Here is a 17,810-nt window from a genome sequence, read left to right on the forward strand (position 1 = left end):
GTTATAGTGGCGCCGTCCCTTGAGTGGGACGGCGCCATTTTGTTTGGAACTCAATCCACGTGCTTCAGCGCAGCGGCGACATCGGTCGGTCGGCGATCTTTGAGATGCGCCCGGTCGATCACGATGATCCAGAAGGTGCGGACACCGTGGTAGCAGGCGGTCAATATCTGCCAAGCGACAATCAGGTAGAAGGCTTGGGTCGCGTAACCGAATACATAGCCGATGATGAACATCGGCAGGGTGATGTTCCGGCGCGCGATGAACGTGCGCATCCGCCCATCGAGCTTGGAATGCGTGTGAAAGGCGCGCTGGAAGAACGTGGGATAGACCTTCAGAATCATTCGATCGACGACATAGAAGACCATGACCAGAATCGTCGCGATACCGAGGGGCGATCCCCAGCCTAGTGTCGACAGCCCCAGCCCATATGCCCAGGACAGATACCAAAATGGCGGGTGGACCATGTCGAGGCCGTGATCCAGGAAATTGCCCAGCCTGGAATCGGTGAAGGTCAAGCGTGCGAGCTTTCCGTCGACAGAGTCGAGTACACTCATCGCATAGGCCATGGCGAAGCCGGTCCAGAACGACCAAGTCTCGCCGATGGCCCAAATCGGAATGGCACCCAAGGCCAAGATGATGCTGAAAATGGTGACTGAATTCGGATGCACCCGTGCCCTGGCAAGCGGCCCGACCGAGATCCAAACCAGTGGGGGATAGACGTAGCGGGTGAAGAAGTCGGTCGAACCCTTGTAGTTCGACCAGAACATGAACTTCTCGACCTTGGCTGCCTTCTCGCGCGTCTCCACGCGGAACATGTAATACGGAATGGTGCGTCTCAGCTTGCGGATGAAGCCGTTGAACTCTTCCTGCCGATAGGCCCTGACCGTACCCGCTGCCAGCCACTTGACGGCAAGTGCCGTGAGATCGGCGCCGTCAATTGAGAGGTTCGGATTGTGGTCAGGCGATAGGAGGACCATCGCCGCCCGCTCGTCGTCTTTCGGCGCCAGGACAGCGACCGAGTCAGAGAGGGGGGCCAACGCAGCATGCAGACGGGCGTCCGGCAGGGTGGCGCCGTCCAGCAGCAGGGCAGCTTCACCGACTGCTTCGTCCAGAAAGCGCTGGAGTCGGACGGCGAAATCGCCGGGCTGCTGGCGCCATTCGATCTGGAATGCACCGTCCAGAGATGGATCGATCTTCGGTCGCTGACCTTCGGCGCCCAGGTCGACAACGATGCGCGCTGGTCGGGGTAGCGAGCGCTTCAGCGCCTGCAGGTGCCGCTCGACGAGCGTAAGGCCAAAAATCTTGGGCAGCCGACCGCATTGGACGGCGTCGATCCAAACCAGCATTTATCGGGATTCCTGGGGAAATTTCATGGCGGCGTCATATCATGGGGCTTGCACCCGCCTCAAGCTCCCGCTGAATCGGAATGGCAATATTATCCTATTCCCGCCTCAGCCTTTCGGCCGCCAGAGTCCGGATTCGGTCGAGAACTTCGCGCCGTTCACGGGAAATGGCCTCAGCAGCTTGCTCGAAAGAGGCCGCGCCGGTCACCGGGTCTGAAAGGGCCGCGGCGATCCCGAGGTCGAGCAGGCGGCGCTCCAGCTGGTCGATGTCCCGGCGTGGGCGGGCCTTCCCGCGCCGAGTCCAGAAATCGTAGAGCCGATCGAGCGGATCTGGTGGCAACTCAGCATCGAGCCTTGCTTTGCGTCGCAGGCGCCAGTTACGGGAAAAGGCCGATTTGAGGCCGGGCTTCTTCTTTGGCGGTATCTTGGGCAGATGAAAGAGGTGGATCGGTTTCTGCCTTGTCGCTGCCTCTGCCAGCATTGAGGCGCTGTCGGCCGACACGATGAAATTGTCGGCCAGAGCCAGCAACGCTGGATAGGGGTTTTCGCCCCCTCTGGTGAATGGCAGGAAAAGCGAGGGTATTCCAGTCAATTTCGCCAATCCCGCCTCGATGGCTTTGGTGACATCCGCAGGCGTCCGCGGCGATGTCGTGACGAGCAGGCCTCCCCCCGTTGCCGCGCCAAAAGCCGAGAGTTCGGCCAAGAGGCGCTCTGCCTCGCTGACGCCGAAGGCCAGTTGCGGCGTCGGACCGCCGACGAGGATTGCGGACCAAGGGCGCGGCAAAGCGGCGAAACGGCTGTGCCATGCTGCAGCGGCCGTGCCCAGGGCCTCCGCGTCGACCGAAACGAAGGGGAGGGTGATCTCGATCACATTCTCAGCGGACGGCAAATTGTACTGAGGAGTGGTCACGACGAGGTCGAACAGACCCAGATCGACACGAGGTCGTCCCAAATGAACATGCAGCGTGGGTTTTCCAGCTTGTGCGCGCACCCAGCGGGCAACGGGCACGGAACGCCGGCCGATGGCTATGATGGCGTCCGGCCACGGCGCTTCCAGTCGGTCGGTCGCGGCAAGGTCGACGCCCGTCAGGCTGGCGCCCCGGTCCTTGAAATCGATGTTGCAGGTGTCGTCATAGCGGATCTGCTTGATCTCGCACGGCCAGCCCAAGGCACGGCCGAGAGCCTGGACTTGGGCATTGTCGCCCGCTCGCTCGCCGAGGATCAGCCAGGTGCGAGGGGCATCGGGGAGGCTATCTGTGGTCATGATGGGCGGACCTTAGCAATCGAATCGATCAGCGCCAAGGCAGCGCAAAAACCGCGCGCGGCGAGACAGTCCGCCCAAATCCTGTCGCAATCATCGTGTATCAAATTGTGGCGTCACGGTTATAATCTCGGACGGCGGATCTGCGGGACGGGCGATCCGGCGGCCATTGGTTATCGACACAGCCATCAACCCTATTCGCTTCTGCGGGACCATTGACATGCGCGCGCCCATCCATCGGCTTGCCTTCCTCCTCCTCGTCGCCTTTCAGTTCCTTTTTCCAGTTGCTGCTCACGCCATCGATCTTACGGACATCGCGCGGGAGGCCGCTGCCTACCGAGCCGACCTCATTGCCGCCGCCAAGGGCGAGGATCCGCGCCGCATCGACATCCTGATCCAGCAATCGAAGGCCGAGGCGGACGCGAGGCGCTTTGCTGAGGCAGTCTCCTTGCGCGCGCGCGCCATTGGCCTTGGCGACGAAAGCTACGACAGCTGGTTCACGCTGGCCGGCTTGCTGGAGGGAGCGGGCGAACAGCGCAAGGCGGCTCTGGCAGCCTATCGCGCCTTCGTCGAAACCGATCAGTACGAGTTGCAGGCCGCTTCCATGAACATGGTCGCCAAGCAGTTCGACAATCTTGATGAAAAGCGCTTGGCGCTTGCCGCCTACGAGGAGGCGCAGCGTTACAATTACGATGAACAGGCGGCGAACCGTGCCGAACAAATTCGGCAGATGCTGGCTTTTTCGCTGACCGGCACCAAGCTGAACATTGACGGCGAGACGCCTGAGGCGTGTCTTGAATTTCGTGGCGATCTCGCGACACCCGACACCGTCAAGTATGAAGACTACATCCGGATTGAGCCGGACGTGAAGGCGACCTATCGCGTCTCGGGCTCACAGCTTTGCGTCGGCAACCTGTCGTTCGGGCAGTCCTACAAGATCACGGTGCTCAAGGGTCTTTCTGCCCTGGACCAGCAGAAGCTCACCGAGAATGAGGAATGGGCCTTTTCCGTTGGCGATCGAGCGCCCAGCATCGGCTTCCGCAACCAGGCCTATGTGTTGCCGAAGGTCGGTTCGACCGGCGTGCCGCTAGTCACGGTCAATGTCGACAAAGCCAAGCTGCGCCTGATGCGCATCAATGACCGCAACCTGATCAATGAACTCTATGACGGCCGCTTCCTCAACAATCTCGAGGAATATGACCGTGAACGGATCGCGGAGAAATCGGGTGAGGAGATCTGGACCGGTGAAATGGATGTGGCCGTCGACCGCAACAAGCGGGTGGTGACGGCATTTCCGATCGACGAAGTCGTCCCGGACACGCAGCCGGGCATCTACATTCTGATGGCGCACAACGCTGCCGACGAAGAGAACGAACAGGATTATTCCTGGCGTTGGCAGCCGCAGGCGACGCAGTGGCTGGTCGTCTCGGATATCGGCCTCACCGCATTCGACGGGACGGATGGGCTCAACATTCAGGCCCGATCGCTGGAAACCGGGCGCGCGATGCACCGGCTGGAGTTGCGCCTTATTGCGCGCAATAACGAGATTCTCGGCAAGGCGCTGACCGATACCAGTGGCATGGCGCATTTCGATCCCGGTTTGCTCCGCGGCTCGGGCGGTCGCACGGCAACGGCGATCATGGCTTTCAGGCGCGACGGCGATTTCAGCTTCCTTGATATCAGTGGTCCAGCGTTCGATCTTTCCGATCGCGGTGTTGGCGGTCGCGCCATGCCGGCAGATGTCGATATCTTCTTCTACACGGATCGCGGCGTGTATCGCCCGGGCGAGACCGCGCATGTCATGGCTCTCTCTCGTGATCCTTCCGCTGCGGCACTTTCCGGGCAGAAGCTCACCTTCCGGCTGTTGCGACCGGACGGCATCGAGGCCAAGCGGTTCGTCGATGTGACCGACACCGGCGGTGGCTACAGTCTGGATGTCGATCTTCCAAGCACGGCCCGGACCGGCCCCTGGACGGTCGAGGCCTATCTCGATCCGGAAGGGGATCCGCTGTCTTCGACCCAGTTCCTGGTCGAAGACGTTGTTCCGGCGCGCATTGAGGCGAAGCTCTCGGCCAAGGCCGACGTGCTGACCCCGCCTGCGCCGCTGCCGGTCGAGATCGATGCCAAATATCTCTACGGTGCGCCGGCTGCCAATTTGCCAGTGAAGGCAGAGGTGGTCATTGCGGCCGATCCGCAGCCTTTTGCCGATCTTCCCGGCTATCGCTTCGGCCTTGCCGACGAAAAGGTGGAATCGCAGCGTCTGACCTACGACGATTCATCGACCGATGATCAGGGGCATCTCGAACTCGACATGTCCTTCGACGAAGTCCCGGACGCGCAGGTGCCGCTGTCGGCGACCCTCCGCGTCGAGGTCTACGAGTTCGGTGGACGGCCGGTGATCGAATCTCTCACGCGTCCTATCCGCAATAAGGATCTCTATCTCGGTATCAAGCCGCTTTTTGCCAATGACGAGGTGGCGGCAGGCTCCAATGCCGAATTCGAGGTCGTCGCGCTCGGGGCCGACGGCAAGCCCAAGGCGCAGAGCGGCCTTTCCTATCGCCTGGTACGCGAGGATTGGGACTATGTCTGGTTCTATCGCGACAATCGCTGGGACTATGACTACGTGGTCCGCGATGCGGAATCGTCGACCGGCGCCATGTCGGTCGATCCCGGCCAGCCGGGCAAGCTCAGTCTCCCCGTACAATGGGGGCCTTACCGGGTGGAGGTGTTCGATCCGGCGAGCGGTACGGCAAGCTCGGTGCGCTTCTATGCCGGCTGGTGGTCGGCGCCCGGCACGGGTGGTACGCCGGACAAGATGCAGGTCGTTGCCGACAAGGAACTCTACAACGTGGGCGACAAGGCCGAGATTCGTCTGACGGCGCCCTTTGCGGGCGAAGCTCAAGTAACGATCGCGACCGACCACGTGCTCGACAGTTTCAGCGTCTCAGTGCCGAAGGACGGGAAGACCATCAAGCTGCCGGTCGACAAGGCCTGGGGCGCGGGCGCCTATGTTCTCGTCAACGCCTATCGAGCGGGGAAGGGTGATACGCACGGTCCGGGCCGAGCCATCGGCTTGACTTGGCTCGCCATCGATCCGAAGCCGCGCAATCTCGAAATTGCTTTGACGCTGCCGGAGAAGATGGAACCACGTCAGAAGATCGAGGTGCCGGTGACCGTCACCAACCTGGCGGGCAAAGATGCCTATGTGACGCTGGCGGCGGTTGACGAAGGCATCCTGCAACTGACGGATTTCGAAACACCGGACCCGCTTGGCTACTATTTCGGCAAGCGACGGCTGGGCGTCGAGATTCGCGATCTCTACGGCCAGCTCATCGACGGCAAGGAAGGCAAGCGCGGCACCATCCGCAGCGGTGGCGACGGCGAAGGCCTTGCCAAACGCGGCGCGCCGAAGGAAATCAAGCTCGTCGCGCTCTTTTCCGGCATCGTCAAGCTGGACGCGGCGGGGAAAGCCACCGTCAGCTTCGAGGTGCCGGACTATAACGGTCGCCTGCGCCTGATGGCGGTTGCCTGGGACGGGCAGAATGTCGGCGCGACCGAGGCACCTCTGGTGGTGCGGGATCCCGTGGTGGCGTTGAGTTCCGCCGCGCGCTTTCTGGCGCCGGGTGACAACAGCAATGTCTCCTTGTCGCTGCAGAACGTTGAAGGTGCCGCCGGCACCTACACGATCGATCTCACGGCAAGCGACAATCTGCGGCTCACCGGCGAGACCCGACTGACCGTCGATCTTGCGCCTGGTGCCAGTCACGATTGGCGGACCGGTGTTCAGGCCCTGGCGGTCGGTGAAGGGCACATCACCATGAACATGCAAGGTCCCGGTGGCTTCTCGCTAACCCGTGATGTCAATCTGCCGGTGCGGGCGGCACAGCCGGCCATCAGCCAGACCTTGACGCAGCGGTTGCTGCCGGATGCGGCGTTGAAGATCTCAGCCAATGCGATGGCGGATTTCCTGCCCGAGACGGCGGATCTGCGTCTCTCTTTCAGCTCGCATCCCAATCTCGATGTGCAGAGCGTGCTCGCGGATCTCTATCACTATCCCTATGGGTGCCTCGAACAGACGACCAGCGTTGCATTTCCGCTGCTCTTCACCAACGAGGTCTCGGAGGCCTGGAGCCTGGAGAACAAATACGCGAAATCGGATCCCAAGGAGGTCCAGGTCGCGATCGGCCGCATCCTGGAACGCCAGCGCAGTGATGGTCTCTTCGGCTTGTGGACGAGCTTCAGTCCGCCGGAAAATTGGCTGTCGGCGTTTGCCATGGATTTTCTGACCCAGGCGCGCGATCGCGGCTATGACGTCTCGGACGTTGCCTATCGGCATGGGCTCGATGGGTTGCGTTACGTAGCGACGGACTACAATAACGACAGCGCCGACAATCTCGCGGCCCGCGCCTACGCATCCTATGTGCTGGCCAAGGCCAAGGAGGCCAAGCTCAGCGAATTGCGGTACCTCGCTGACAATTATCTGGACCGGATGCCAAGCGGGCTCGCTCTGGCGCAGCTTGGCACGGCATTGGCCCTCAATGGCGACGTGTCGCGTGCCAATGCGGCGTTCGATGCCGCCTTGGTGGCGTCCAATCGCGCGCGGCGGCATTTGGCGGATTACGGATCGGACCTGCGTGATCTCGCTGCCATCGTCACGCTGATGACCGAGGCAAAGCTGCCCGGCCGCGATGCGACGCTCTATCTCGATACCTTGGCCAATTTGCAGTCGGCCCGCGGGTATCTCAGCACGCAGGAGCAGGTATGGATTCTGATGGCGGCACGTGCCACCACATCGGATGCCGAGCCGCAGGTGAGCATCGCGCGCGACGCGACGACGGCCTCGTCGCAGAGCAGGCCCTATTATCTGCATCTCGCGTCGGACGATCTTGGTGGTGGTTCGACTTTCGTCAACAAGGGCAAGCAACCGGTCTATGCCAAGGCGACTGTCCTTGGTGTGCCGATCGCCGATCTGCCGCCAGAACAGAGCGGCTTCGATATCAAGCGTGTCTATTACACGCTGACCGGCGAGCCGGTTGAACTCAAGAACGTGCGCCAGAACGACGTGCTCGTTGCGGTGGTTTCCGGTAGCGTCCGCGCCGCTGACTACCGGCGGGCGCTCATCGTCGATCTGCTGCCGGCTGGCTTCGAAATCGAGAACGAGCGCCTGACCGACACGCGACGGACAGGTGACCTGTCTTGGCTCCCGCAATTGTCGACGTTGAATTACAGCGAGTTTCTGGACGACCGCTATATCGGGGCCCTTGATGTCGATACTGGCAACAGCACGGAATTTGCCGTTGCCTATATGGTCCGCGCCGTATCGCCGGGTACTTACACTGTGCCTGGCGTACAGATCGAAGACATGTACGCGCCTGAGGTACGGGGTCGCGGCGGCCGTGACGTGCTCAACGTAGCGCCCTACTGACGGGGCGGATGCCGGCAATGAAATCCATGCGAGCCGCAATGCGGAGATCGGTGGGCGCGGTTGCCGGCATCCTGCTCTGCCTGCTTGCCGTCGGCATTGCTGCCGACGCGCTCTATCCGCCTTTCATGGGGCGGCTCCGGGATCACTCGACTCTGGTGCTCGCTGCCGACGACAGCGTGCTGCGTGCCTTCGCGACACCAGACGGGTCGTGGCGCTTCCCGGTCCGTGCCGAGGATGTCGACCAGAAGTTCTTGCGCTATCTGCGGACCTTCGAGGATAGCAGGTTCGGCTGGCATCCGGGCGTCGATCCGTTGGCGATCCTCCGCGCCGGTTGGCAAGCGGTTGCGGCCGGGGAGATCGTTTCAGGGGCTTCGACACTCAGCATGCAAACGGCTCGGCTGCTGGAACCGCGGCCGCGTGGCTTTGGGGCCAAGCTGATCGAGGCTGCGCGCGCCGTGCAACTGACATGGCGCCTCGGCAGTGGCGGTGTGCTCGATACCTATCTGACGTTGGCGCCCTATGGCGGCAATCTCGAAGGGGTGCGGGCGGCAAGCCTTGGCTATTTCGGCAAGGAGCCGGCGCACCTTACCGAGGCCGAGGCGGCGCTTCTGGTCGTCTTGCCGCAGAGCCCCGAGCGCTTGCGGCCCGATCGATATCCTGACGCGGCGAGGCGCGCGCGTGACAAGGTCCTGGCGCGCATGCTGGCGGCGGGTGCGCTGGACCTCCCGGCCTATCAGGCGGCCATTGCCGAGCCCGTGCCCAGCCGCCGCCTGCCGGCGCTCAGCGATGCGCCGCACCTTGCCGAACGGTTGCGCCGGGAAATGCCGAATGCGGCCGTCATCCACACCACGATCGATCATGGATTGCAGCGCAAGATGGCGCAACTCCTGGCGCGTCGGGTCACAGGGCTCGAGCCGGGGGCGACCATCGCCGCGCTCATCGTCGCCAATGACGGTCGTCGCGTGCTCTCTTATCTCGGATCCGCCAACTATTTCGATCGGCGTCAGTTCGGCCCGGTCGATATGGTGACGGCCGTCCGCTCTCCCGGTTCCGCGCTCAAGCCCTTCATCTATGCGATGGCGTTCGACGATCTGGTCGTGCATCCCGAAACGATCATGATCGATCAGCCGATGCGCTTCGGAGATTGGGCACCGGAGAATTTCGATCATCTGTTCCGGGGCGAGGTGACGGCGCGCGAGGCGTTGCAGCTGTCGCTCAATCTGCCGGCAGTGACGCTCATGGATGCGATCGGCGCACCGCCCTTTGCCCTGAAGCTGGCGAATGCCGGATTTCCGCTCCATTTGCCAAAGGAAGCCGATCGACCCGGTTTGCCGATTGCCTTGGGTGGGGTCGGTGTGACGCTTGAAGAAATGGTATCGCTCTATGCGGCCTTGGCCGAGCAGGGCAATGCCAGGGCCTTGCGATTTGTGACAGACCAGCCGACGGCCGAACCGAAACGTTTGCTGGGCGCCCTCGGCAGTTTTTACGTTACGCGCATTCTTGAGGATACGCCACCGCCCGCGAGCTGGCTCGCCAGCGGCAACCGGCGCAATGCGTCGCGCATCGCCTACAAGACCGGCACGTCATACGGCTATCGTGACGCTTGGGCCGTAGGGTACAGCAAGGATTATACGATCGGGATTTGGGTCGGGCGACCGGACGGTTCGTTCTCCGGCGGTCGCATGGGCCGCGATGCCGCGGCCCCGATCCTCTTCGAGGCCTTCGATTTTTTGCCACCCAGTGAATCGGCACTTCCGGGCCAGCCGCCCAAGGATGCACTTCTGGTCGGAAATGCCGAACTGCCGGCGAACTTGAAGCGCTACGATGTGGGCCCGGCCCTGGCTGCGGTGGAGCGGCCGCAAAACCGGCTGCGCATCGCTTTTCCGGTCGATGGCTCAACCGTGCCGATGGTCGAGAGCGATGCCCCCTTGCCCCTGGTTCTCAAGGCGGAAGGCGGCAGCTTGCCGCTGCGTTGGCTGGTCAATGGCAAGGCCGTCGGATCGCTACCCTATCTGCGGCAGGCGCAATGGGACCCGGACGGCAAGGGCGCACAGCGCGTCACCGTGATCGATGCGACGGGGCGCTCGGCCAGTGCCGAGATTTGGCTGAAATAGCTACTTCCAAAGGCCTTCGCGTTTGAGATCGTCCATGACCTCAAGAATGCTCTGGCGCAGGATTTCGACAGATTCGTCGATCTGCGCCCGATTGATGATCAGCGGCGGCGACATGACGATCAAGTGACCCATCGGGCGCGCGAGCAGGCCCTTCGCTTGGCCCTTCTCGAAAATACGTTTGCCGACGCCCCATTCAGCCGGAGGCACGGTCTTGTTCTTCTTGTCGGCCGTGCATTCGACGCAGACCATGAAATGGCTGCCACGCACGTCGCCAACCATGTCGATATCCATGAGTTCGCTGAGGCGCTGATGGAAATAGGGACCGGTCGTCCGGACGTGTCCGCAAATGTCCTCGCGCTCGAAAATATCGAGATTGGCCATGCCGGCCGCGCAAGAAACCGGATGCGCGGAATAGGTATAGCCGTTGGCGAAGACCTGCCCTTGGCCAGCCTTGTCGGTCAGCGTGGAATAGAGGCGGTCGGAAACGATCATCGCGCCGAGCGGCACGTACCCTGATGTCAGCCCCTTGGCGCAGGTGATGATGTCGGGCTCGATGCCAAAGACTTCCTTCGAGGCAAAGATGTGCCCCAGGCGACCGAAGCCGGTGACGACTTCGTCAGAAATGTAGAGCACGTCATATTTGCGGCAAATCTCCCATGTCCGCCGTTGATATCCCGGCGGCGGAACGATGACGCCACCGGACGCGAGCAACGGCTCGGCGATGAACGCGGCGACCCGATCCGGGCCAAGTTCCAGGATCTTGTCTTCCAGATCCTTGACCTTGGCGTCACAGAATGCCTCCAGCGACATGCCGTCTGGCCGGCGGTACGGATTGGGTGCCGGCAGATGGTGGATGAAGCCGGTCTCCAAATCCATGTTGCCGCGGTCAGCCGGTTTCCCTGAGACCGACGCCGTCAGATAGGTCGACCCGTGATAGGCATATTCCCGGGTGATGATGTGCTTCTTCTGCTTGCGGCCGTGGAAATTGTTGAAGAAGTGCACGAAGCGCAACGCTGAATCGACGGCGGTCGAGCCGCCCGTCGTGAAGAAGATGTGCTTCAAATCGCCGGGCGTGTACTGCGTCAGACGGTGCGCGAATTCGATAGCGGGCGGATTGCCGATGACGCCGAATGGCGAGAAATAGGCCATGCGCCTGGCCTGCTCGGCCATTGCGTCGGCAATTTCGCCGCGGCCATAGCCGGCATTGACGCACCACATGCCACCGATCCCGTCCAGCATCTTCTGGCCGTGAACGTTGTAGACATATGCCCCCTCGGCCGCCGAGACGATCAGCGGCTCGGTATCTTTGACCAATCCCAGATCCACCCACGGATGAATGAGGTGCGCACGATCCTTGGCGGCGAGATCGGCCGCATCGAAAGCGGAATTGGGCAGCATGGAAGGACTCCGGATGGCGGTCAGTTGGTCTTTACGGATTTCTTGGCGAGCGATTTGGCATCGTCGATCTCGTCATCGGTCATGTTGGCCGTAAGGACTGAGATCATCTGCTGCGCCCAGATGGTCGTGCGATCGCCGGCGGGACCTTTGGCCGCCAGGCTCGCCCAGCGATAGGCTTCGATCGTGTTCTTCGGAACATTCGGGCTGTTGAAATAGAGGTTTGCCGCCTGATACTGGCCCTTGGTGTTACCCTTCGAAGCCGCCATCAGATACCATTGCAATGCCTGGACGTCGTCTTGCGGCACGCCCTGGCCGTAATCGTACATGTTGCCGACCAGTACCTGCATATTGGTGTTGCCGCCGTCGGCCAGCGACTTGAAGGCGGTCAGCGCCTCCTGGTAATTGCCCTGTTCAAAGGCGGCCCAGCCGGCCGCGGCCTTGTCGTCCTTGGACGAGGCATCTCGACCGAAATTCGCCTGCTCATTCAGCGTGTATTGGGGTGCGGCGCCGGCCGCCGGTTGAGCCGGAGCAGTGGCTGGTGCTGTTGCCGGTTCGGTGGCGACGATGGCGGGTGCGGTCGTTTGCGTGGACGTGGCCGGCTGCGTGCTGCTGGGCAGCGCGGTAGCCGGCGCGGCGCCTGTGCCGCCACCGATGATCGGCACAGTAGCCGGTGCCGCCGGCGCGACAGGTGTCGGTGTGATCGATGCCGATTGCGTGCTGCTCGCCGCCGAACCGCAGCGACGATAGGCGATCCCCAGCAGGGATTTCGGCATGCTCGGCGGGATGCTGACGATCAGCATCTTGTCGGGGCCGCTGCGCTGATAGGTATATTGCTGCGACGTGCCGTCGGCGGCCGTCGTGTTGACGATGATATTGTCGCCCGAAATCTGATAGGTGCTGGCCATGCGCACGGCGATCTGGCCGTCAAACCAGCTCAATGCCTCACCATCGGTGAACTCGATGCCGCCACCTTTGGGGCAGCCGAGCGACGGACCCTGCCATTGCCCGACCAGCCAATTGCCGTCAGCACGCGGGGCAACCGGTGCCGCTGGCGTCACCGAGGCTTGCTGGACGGCTGGCGTCGTCGCAACCGGTTCGGCTGTGGTCAGGGCAGGTGCTGGGGCGGCCGGTTGCGTTTGGCTACCGTCCGACAGGGTCGCCGTGCTGCCGCCGGCATCCAATACGATCGGCCCAGTCGCTGTCGGTGCTGTTCCGGTCGGTGTCGTCGGAATATCCGCGATCACCGTGTCGCTGCTCGTCGTGGCGGTATCGGTCGCTGCCGTGGGTGCTGCCCCCTCGGCCGGCTCCGCGAGGCTGCCGGTCGTTGCTGGTGCGCCGAAGCTCGGCATCGACGCCGCTGCGGCGGAATCGGACGGCGCCGTCGTCGCCGGGCGAAGATGGTCAAGGAGGGCGGCCGATTGCTGATCACCCAGCGCCGCTGCCTTTTCGTACCATTGCTTGGCCAGCTCCAGATCGTAGGCAACGCCATGCCCGGTTGCGTATTGATTGCCGAGGTTCCGCATGGCCAGCGGGAAGCCTTGCTGCGCGGCTGCCTCGTACCAGCGGGCGGCTTCGGCATTGTCTTCCATGACGCCCAGGCCGTGATCGTAGAGGGCGCCCAGGCTGTTTTGGGCGACGGCGTCACCGGCTTCGGCAAGCGGCAGCCATGCATCGTAGGCGCCCTTGAAGTCGCCCTTGTAATAAGCGTCGACGCCGCTCTGATAGTCGGCCCAGGCCGGGTGCGCGCCAACGCCCACACCCGCTGCCGAAATGGCAAGAGCCAGACAGCCCCCGACCACGAAGTTGCGCGTGATTCGGATCACAGATACCCCCAAAAACCATCCACTGGTGCCAACATAACGCTCCGCCAGGGCCGGACAATGCCTAAATCGGCTTGTCACCCGTCACAGACTCATGTCTTAACATCCAACCCGATTTTGGGACCTGAGGGAAGCATGTTGCAACTGCTTGCGCGGCCGTCCACCTGGCGGATTCCGGCGCTTTTTTTGATGATGATCCTGGTTTGGCAACCGCAACCCGCGGCAGCGCGCAGCGTCAGCCTCTTGATCGACGCAGGGGACGGGGCAGTCTTGCGCGCCGACGGTGCCAACGCCCTTTGGTACCCCGCATCGCTGACCAAGATGATGACCGCCTTCATGGTCTTTGAGGCAGCCAAAGCTGGAAAGATCCATCTCAGCGACAAGATCACCATATCCGCCAACGCGGCCGGCCAGTCGCCGACCAAGTTCGGCTTTAAGGTTGGCCAAAAAATCACTGTGGAACAAGCTCTTACTGCCATGCTGGTGGTTTCCGGCAATGATGCGGCGGTGGCACTTGCAGAAGCCATAGGGGGCAGCGAAGAGAATTTCGCGCAAATGATGACCGAGGCTGCCCACAAACTGGGGATGACCCGGACCGAGTTTCGCAATGCAACAGGCTTGCCCAATGCCGGTCAGGTGACGACCGCCCGGGACTTGGCGCATCTGGCACTGCACATCCTGCAAAGCTACCCCGATCACTACAAATTCTTTGGCAAGCGCAGTGTGACGATCGCCGGCCGGACCGAACCGTCGGTCAACGGCATCCTCTCCTCCTATCAAGGGGCGGACGGCATGAAGACCGGGTTTACCTGCGGGTCGGGTTACAATCTCGTGGCATCGGCCTCGCGCAACGGTCGGCGCCTCATCGGCGTCGTGCTGGGTGCCGGCAGCCGTGGCGAGCGCGCGGCTCTAATGACCCAACTTCTCAACACCGGCTTCCAGGTCCCCTCCGCCGAGAAGCCGAAGCTCAAGGAACTTGCCGTCAAGGTCTCGGTCGACGAACAGGGACCGCCACCGACGATTCTCAAAGGTGGTGATTGCAACCAGCGCGTGGCGGAAGAAGGTAACTCGACCATCACGACGGCGACCCGCATTTCCGGCTGGGGCATCGTCTTCGGTGCCTTCGGGCAGAAGGGGGATGCGGAAAAGACCATTGCTGCCATGAAGACGCGCCTTAAGGGCACGATCAAGAAGGGCCGGCCCGCCATCATCCAACGCACCTGGGAAGGGCTTACCCGCTATTCGGCGCTTCTTGTCGGCCTGGAACAGGCCGAGGCCGGCAAGGCCTGCAAGCAGATCTGGGCCGACAAAGGCTATTGCCTTGCGTTGAGCCCCGCCGTGCTTGCCAATCCGAATGCGGAATGGCGCTGATCACTTTTTCTTGAGTGCGGCGCCGGTACGGCAAGCTCGATGCTATGATCCCGTCATGAAGAAGCTTTCATCTTTCGGATTGATCGCCGCCTTGCTGCTGCTTGCGGCATGTACAAGCCCATCGCCGCCACGGCCGGCGATGCAGCCGCTGGTGGCTGCCGGCGATTTCGGATTCAGCGACCGGCAGATCGATGCAGATACGATCGAGGTGACCTATCGCGGGGCCTCGGTCTCGGTGTCAGCACGCAACCCACGCGCGGACTCCAAGGTGACTGCGGAAAAGGATAAAGTGCATGATCTGGCACTGCTGCGCGCTGCCAGGATCGCGCAGGAGCGCGGCATTCCCGCACTGAAGATCGTCGGCGACAAGACCGACAGCGACATTGATGTGCAGTCTTACCCGAATTGCCGCCCGGCGCCGTTTTGGGGCTATCCGGGCTTCGGCTACTACGGTTATCGGCACGGCTATGGCTTGGGCTACGGCTATGGCTGGCCGTACAACGATTATTGCACTGAGTACCGCTCGGCGAAGGTCCGGGCTGTTTCCGTGCTGACGGTCGATCTCATCGCCAAGCCGGTGTCGGGCGATCAGAGTCTGACTGCTGCCGATACAATCGCGCGCTTGGAAAAGCTCTACGCCACCGCGACCTATCCTTGATGGCTATTGCGGCGGTGTTTCGCCCTCGGCCGCTTCGGGCTTTGGATTGCGGATGGCGATGACGCGTTCGGCGGCCTTGATGGCACCGTCATCGAGCCGCCCTTCCAAATCGTCGATCAGGTTCTGCGCCTTCCTGGAATCCTGTCCCGGCTGCAGCCGGTCGGCGGCGATCCGGGCCCATATATAGGCTTCGAGATCGTTCTTCTCCGCGCCCTTGCCCGCGTTATAGAGCTGCGCCATCAAGAGTGCGGCCTTCGGATGCCCGGCCTGGGCCGATGCCAGCACATACTCCGCGCCTTTCTGGATATCGGCTGGCGCATTGTCGTCTTCCACCATCAACTGGCCGGCGGTGAACTGGGCGGCGACATTGTCGGCGTCGGCCGCGCGCCGGATCCAGGCCAATCCTTGCGCTTTGTCCTGCGGCACGCCCTCGCCATCGATATACATCAGGCCCAGATAATATTGGGCCGCTTGGTGGCCGCGATCGGCGGCGGCGCGATAAAGCTGCGCTGCCTCGCCAAGGCTGCGCTCAACCCCGTTCCCAGCGTAGTAGAGGTTGGCAAGGTTGAATTGGGCGTTGGCGAAGCCCATCTCCGCGGCCTTGCGGTAGAAGACGGCTGCCTTCTTCGCATCCTTTTCGACGCCGAACCCCTTATTGTAGAGGATGCCGATATTGTTGATCGCCTCGGCATCGCCGGCTTCTGCCTTCTTCGCCCATTCCTGCAGCGCCAGCGCGTAATCGCCATGCATGAACGCCGCCGAGCCTGGATCGACCGGGCTCATCGTGCTCTGTGCCTGGGCAATCTGAGGGAGGGTGAGGCCCACCAAAAGCAGCAGGCAACGAATTGATCTGAGCATCTTCCACCATAGAGTGCCGGAGAGGCCCGGATTCTGCCGGAGTTGCAACGCTGCTGCCACTTCTATTTGATAGGGGCCGCATTTCAACGGGACGCGTGAGAATGACCGATCAGGAGCTACCACCGGAGGATCTGACGCCGAAGCGGCACGGGCTGGGCTTTGGCGCGCGGCTGCGCAACTATTTCCTGGCCGGCATCCTCATCACCGCGCCGGTCAGCCTCACGATCTATATCGCCTGGCTTTTCATCAACTGGGTCGACCAGACAGTCCTGCCCCTGGTGCCGCCGGAATACAACCCCGAGAATTACCTGCCGTTCTCCATTCCGGGCATCGGCCTCATCATCGTCCTCATCACGCTGACGCTCATCGGCGCAGTGACGGCGGGGCTCTTCGGGCGCCTGACGCGGCAATTGATGGAGAGTATCCTCAACCGCCTGCCGATCATCCGCTCGATCTACAGCGCCATCAAGCAGATCGTCGAGACGGTGCTCGCGAACCAGTCGGCGGCGTTCCGCGATTGCGTGCTGGTCGAGTTCCCGCGCCCCGGCGCCTGGACGCTGGGCTTTGTCACCGGCACGACGCCCAATGAAGTGAAAATGGCGGTCGGCAACGATCCCGTCACCATCTTCGTGCCGACGACACCCAATCCGACCTCCGGCTACCTCATCTTCGTGCCGAAGGCCGAGGTCAAATATCTCGACATGTCGGTCGAGGACGGGATCAAGCTGGTGGTTTCGGGCGGCATCGTCGCGCCGGGCAAGGCCGCGCCCAAAAAGAGATAGTCAGCCGGATCTGATTGTCTTCACCACCGCGTCCTTCTCGAAGAGATAGAGGAGGACACGCACGGCGAGGCCACGTTCGCTGACCAGGTCCGGGTCCATCTCAAGGAGCAGCCGCGCGTCGTCGCGGGCGATCTGGATGAGATCGGCATGGGCGGCCAAGTCAGCGAGATGAAACTCCGGCATGCCGCTCTGCCTGGTGCCGAGGAGTTCGCCGGCCCCGCGCAGCTTCAAATCCTCCTCGGCGATGCGGAACCCATCCTCGGTCTCGCGCATGATGGCAAGGCGCGATTTCGCCGTCTCGCTCAAGGGCGTTTGATAGAGGAGAATGCAGCTCGATTTGCCGCTGCCGCGCCCGACGCGCCCGCGCAGCTGGTGGAGCTGCGCCAGGCCGAAGCGCTCGGCATGTTCGATCACCATGACGGTCGCTTCCGGCACGTTGACGCCGACCTCGATGACCGTCGTCGCCACCAGAATGTCGATCTCGCCGGCCTGGAACGCCGCCATCGTCTTGTCGCGCTCGGCGGCTTTCATCTGCCCGTGTACCAGACCGACGCGGTGGCCGAAGATGTGCTTCAGCATCTCGTGCCGCTCGCTGGCGGCGGCAAGGTCGATCACCTCGGACTCATCGACCAGGGGGCAGACCCAATAGATGCGGGCGCCACCGGCGATGGCGCGCCGAAGCCCGCCCGCCACCTCGTCGAGCCGGTCGAGCGCAATCGTGCGCGTGTCGATCGGCTGGCGTCCCGGCGGCTTCTCGGTCAAGCGCGAGACATCGATATC

General features: G+C 62.4%; 11 protein-coding genes. 5 read left to right on the plus strand and 6 right to left on the minus strand.

Going from position 1 to position 17,810, the window contains the following annotated elements; translation table 11 throughout:
• Positions 1–50: 50 nt before the first annotated feature.
• Positions 51–1,346, minus strand: coding sequence for a CDP-alcohol phosphatidyltransferase family protein (locus tag ACE3PP_RS14780; RefSeq protein WP_374383612.1), 1,296 nt, complete (start codon positions 1,344–1,346; stop codon positions 51–53).
• A gap of 94 nt (positions 1,347–1,440) precedes the next feature.
• Complete coding sequence (locus tag ACE3PP_RS14785; protein ID WP_374383614.1) at positions 1,441–2,607, minus strand: mitochondrial fission ELM1 family protein; 1,167 nt, start codon at positions 2,605–2,607, stop codon at positions 1,441–1,443.
• A gap of 217 nt (positions 2,608–2,824) precedes the next feature.
• Between ACE3PP_RS14785 and ACE3PP_RS14790 the strand changes: the two genes are divergently transcribed.
• Both ACE3PP_RS14790 and pbpC read left to right on the plus strand, forming a co-directional pair.
• Positions 2,825–8,029, plus strand: a complete 5,205-nt coding sequence (locus tag ACE3PP_RS14790) for an MG2 domain-containing protein (protein ID WP_374383616.1) — start codon at positions 2,825–2,827, stop codon at positions 8,027–8,029.
• Between the two features lie 17 nt (positions 8,030–8,046).
• On the plus strand, positions 8,047–10,143 hold the full coding sequence (pbpC, locus tag ACE3PP_RS14795) for a penicillin-binding protein 1C (RefSeq protein ID WP_374383618.1): 2,097 nt from the start codon (positions 8,047–8,049) through the stop codon (positions 10,141–10,143).
• On the opposite strand, the gene ACE3PP_RS14800 is transcribed toward pbpC, so the two are convergent.
• Positions 10,144–11,541: an aminotransferase gene (locus tag ACE3PP_RS14800; RefSeq protein ID WP_374383620.1), complete on the minus strand. Its 1,398-nt coding sequence runs from the start codon at positions 11,539–11,541 to the stop codon at positions 10,144–10,146.
• Positions 11,542–11,561: 20 nt separating this feature from the next.
• The gene (locus ACE3PP_RS14805; RefSeq protein WP_374383622.1) at positions 11,562–13,364 is read right to left on the minus strand and encodes a tetratricopeptide repeat protein; all 1,803 of its coding nucleotides are present in this window, start codon (positions 13,362–13,364) and stop codon (positions 11,562–11,564) included.
• A 186-nt stretch (positions 13,365–13,550) separates the two neighbouring features.
• Between ACE3PP_RS14805 and ACE3PP_RS14810 the strand changes: the two genes are divergently transcribed.
• Positions 13,551–14,732, plus strand: coding sequence for a D-alanyl-D-alanine carboxypeptidase family protein (locus ACE3PP_RS14810; RefSeq protein WP_374383624.1), 1,182 nt, complete (start codon positions 13,551–13,553; stop codon positions 14,730–14,732).
• Between the two features lie 55 nt (positions 14,733–14,787).
• On the plus strand, positions 14,788–15,390 hold the full coding sequence (locus tag ACE3PP_RS14815) for a hypothetical protein (protein WP_374383626.1): 603 nt from the start codon (positions 14,788–14,790) through the stop codon (positions 15,388–15,390).
• Positions 15,391–15,393: 3 nt separating this feature from the next.
• On the opposite strand, the gene ACE3PP_RS14820 is transcribed toward ACE3PP_RS14815, so the two are convergent.
• A complete protein-coding gene (locus ACE3PP_RS14820) occupies positions 15,394–16,248 on the minus strand; it encodes a tetratricopeptide repeat protein (RefSeq protein ID WP_374383628.1) in 855 nt (284 codons plus the stop codon).
• Positions 16,249–16,349: 101 nt separating this feature from the next.
• Between ACE3PP_RS14820 and ACE3PP_RS14825 the strand changes: the two genes are divergently transcribed.
• Positions 16,350–17,030, plus strand: a complete 681-nt coding sequence (locus ACE3PP_RS14825; protein WP_374383630.1) for a DUF502 domain-containing protein — start codon at positions 16,350–16,352, stop codon at positions 17,028–17,030.
• Here the strand turns inward: ACE3PP_RS14825 and ACE3PP_RS14830 are convergent.
• On the minus strand, positions 17,031–17,810 hold a 780-nt coding region (locus ACE3PP_RS14830; RefSeq protein WP_374383632.1), incomplete at its 5' end, for a helicase-related protein.

This window comes from Dongia sp., assembly GCF_041910485.1.
Classification (GTDB): domain Bacteria; phylum Pseudomonadota; class Alphaproteobacteria; order Dongiales; family Dongiaceae; genus Dongia.

What these genes read in the sequence shown, in the direction of transcription:
- ACE3PP_RS14780 (WP_374383612.1), bottom strand. Translation starts at nt 1,346, where the DNA reads ATGCTGGTTTGGATCGACGCCGTCCAATGCGGTCGGCTGCCCAAGATT.
- ACE3PP_RS14785 (WP_374383614.1), bottom strand. Translation starts at nt 2,607, where the DNA reads ATGACCACAGATAGCCTCCCCGATGCCCCTCGCACCTGGCTGATCCTC.
- ACE3PP_RS14790 (WP_374383616.1), top strand. Translation starts at nt 2,825, where the DNA reads ATGCGCGCGCCCATCCATCGGCTTGCCTTCCTCCTCCTCGTCGCCTTT.
- pbpC (WP_374383618.1), top strand. Translation starts at nt 8,047, where the DNA reads ATGAAATCCATGCGAGCCGCAATGCGGAGATCGGTGGGCGCGGTTGCC.
- ACE3PP_RS14800 (WP_374383620.1), bottom strand. Translation starts at nt 11,541, where the DNA reads ATGCTGCCCAATTCCGCTTTCGATGCGGCCGATCTCGCCGCCAAGGAT.
- ACE3PP_RS14810 (WP_374383624.1), top strand. Translation starts at nt 13,551, where the DNA reads ATGATGATCCTGGTTTGGCAACCGCAACCCGCGGCAGCGCGCAGCGTC.
- ACE3PP_RS14815 (WP_374383626.1), top strand. Translation starts at nt 14,788, where the DNA reads ATGAAGAAGCTTTCATCTTTCGGATTGATCGCCGCCTTGCTGCTGCTT.
- ACE3PP_RS14820 (WP_374383628.1), bottom strand. Translation starts at nt 16,248, where the DNA reads ATGCTCAGATCAATTCGTTGCCTGCTGCTTTTGGTGGGCCTCACCCTC.
- ACE3PP_RS14825 (WP_374383630.1), top strand. Translation starts at nt 16,350, where the DNA reads ATGACCGATCAGGAGCTACCACCGGAGGATCTGACGCCGAAGCGGCAC.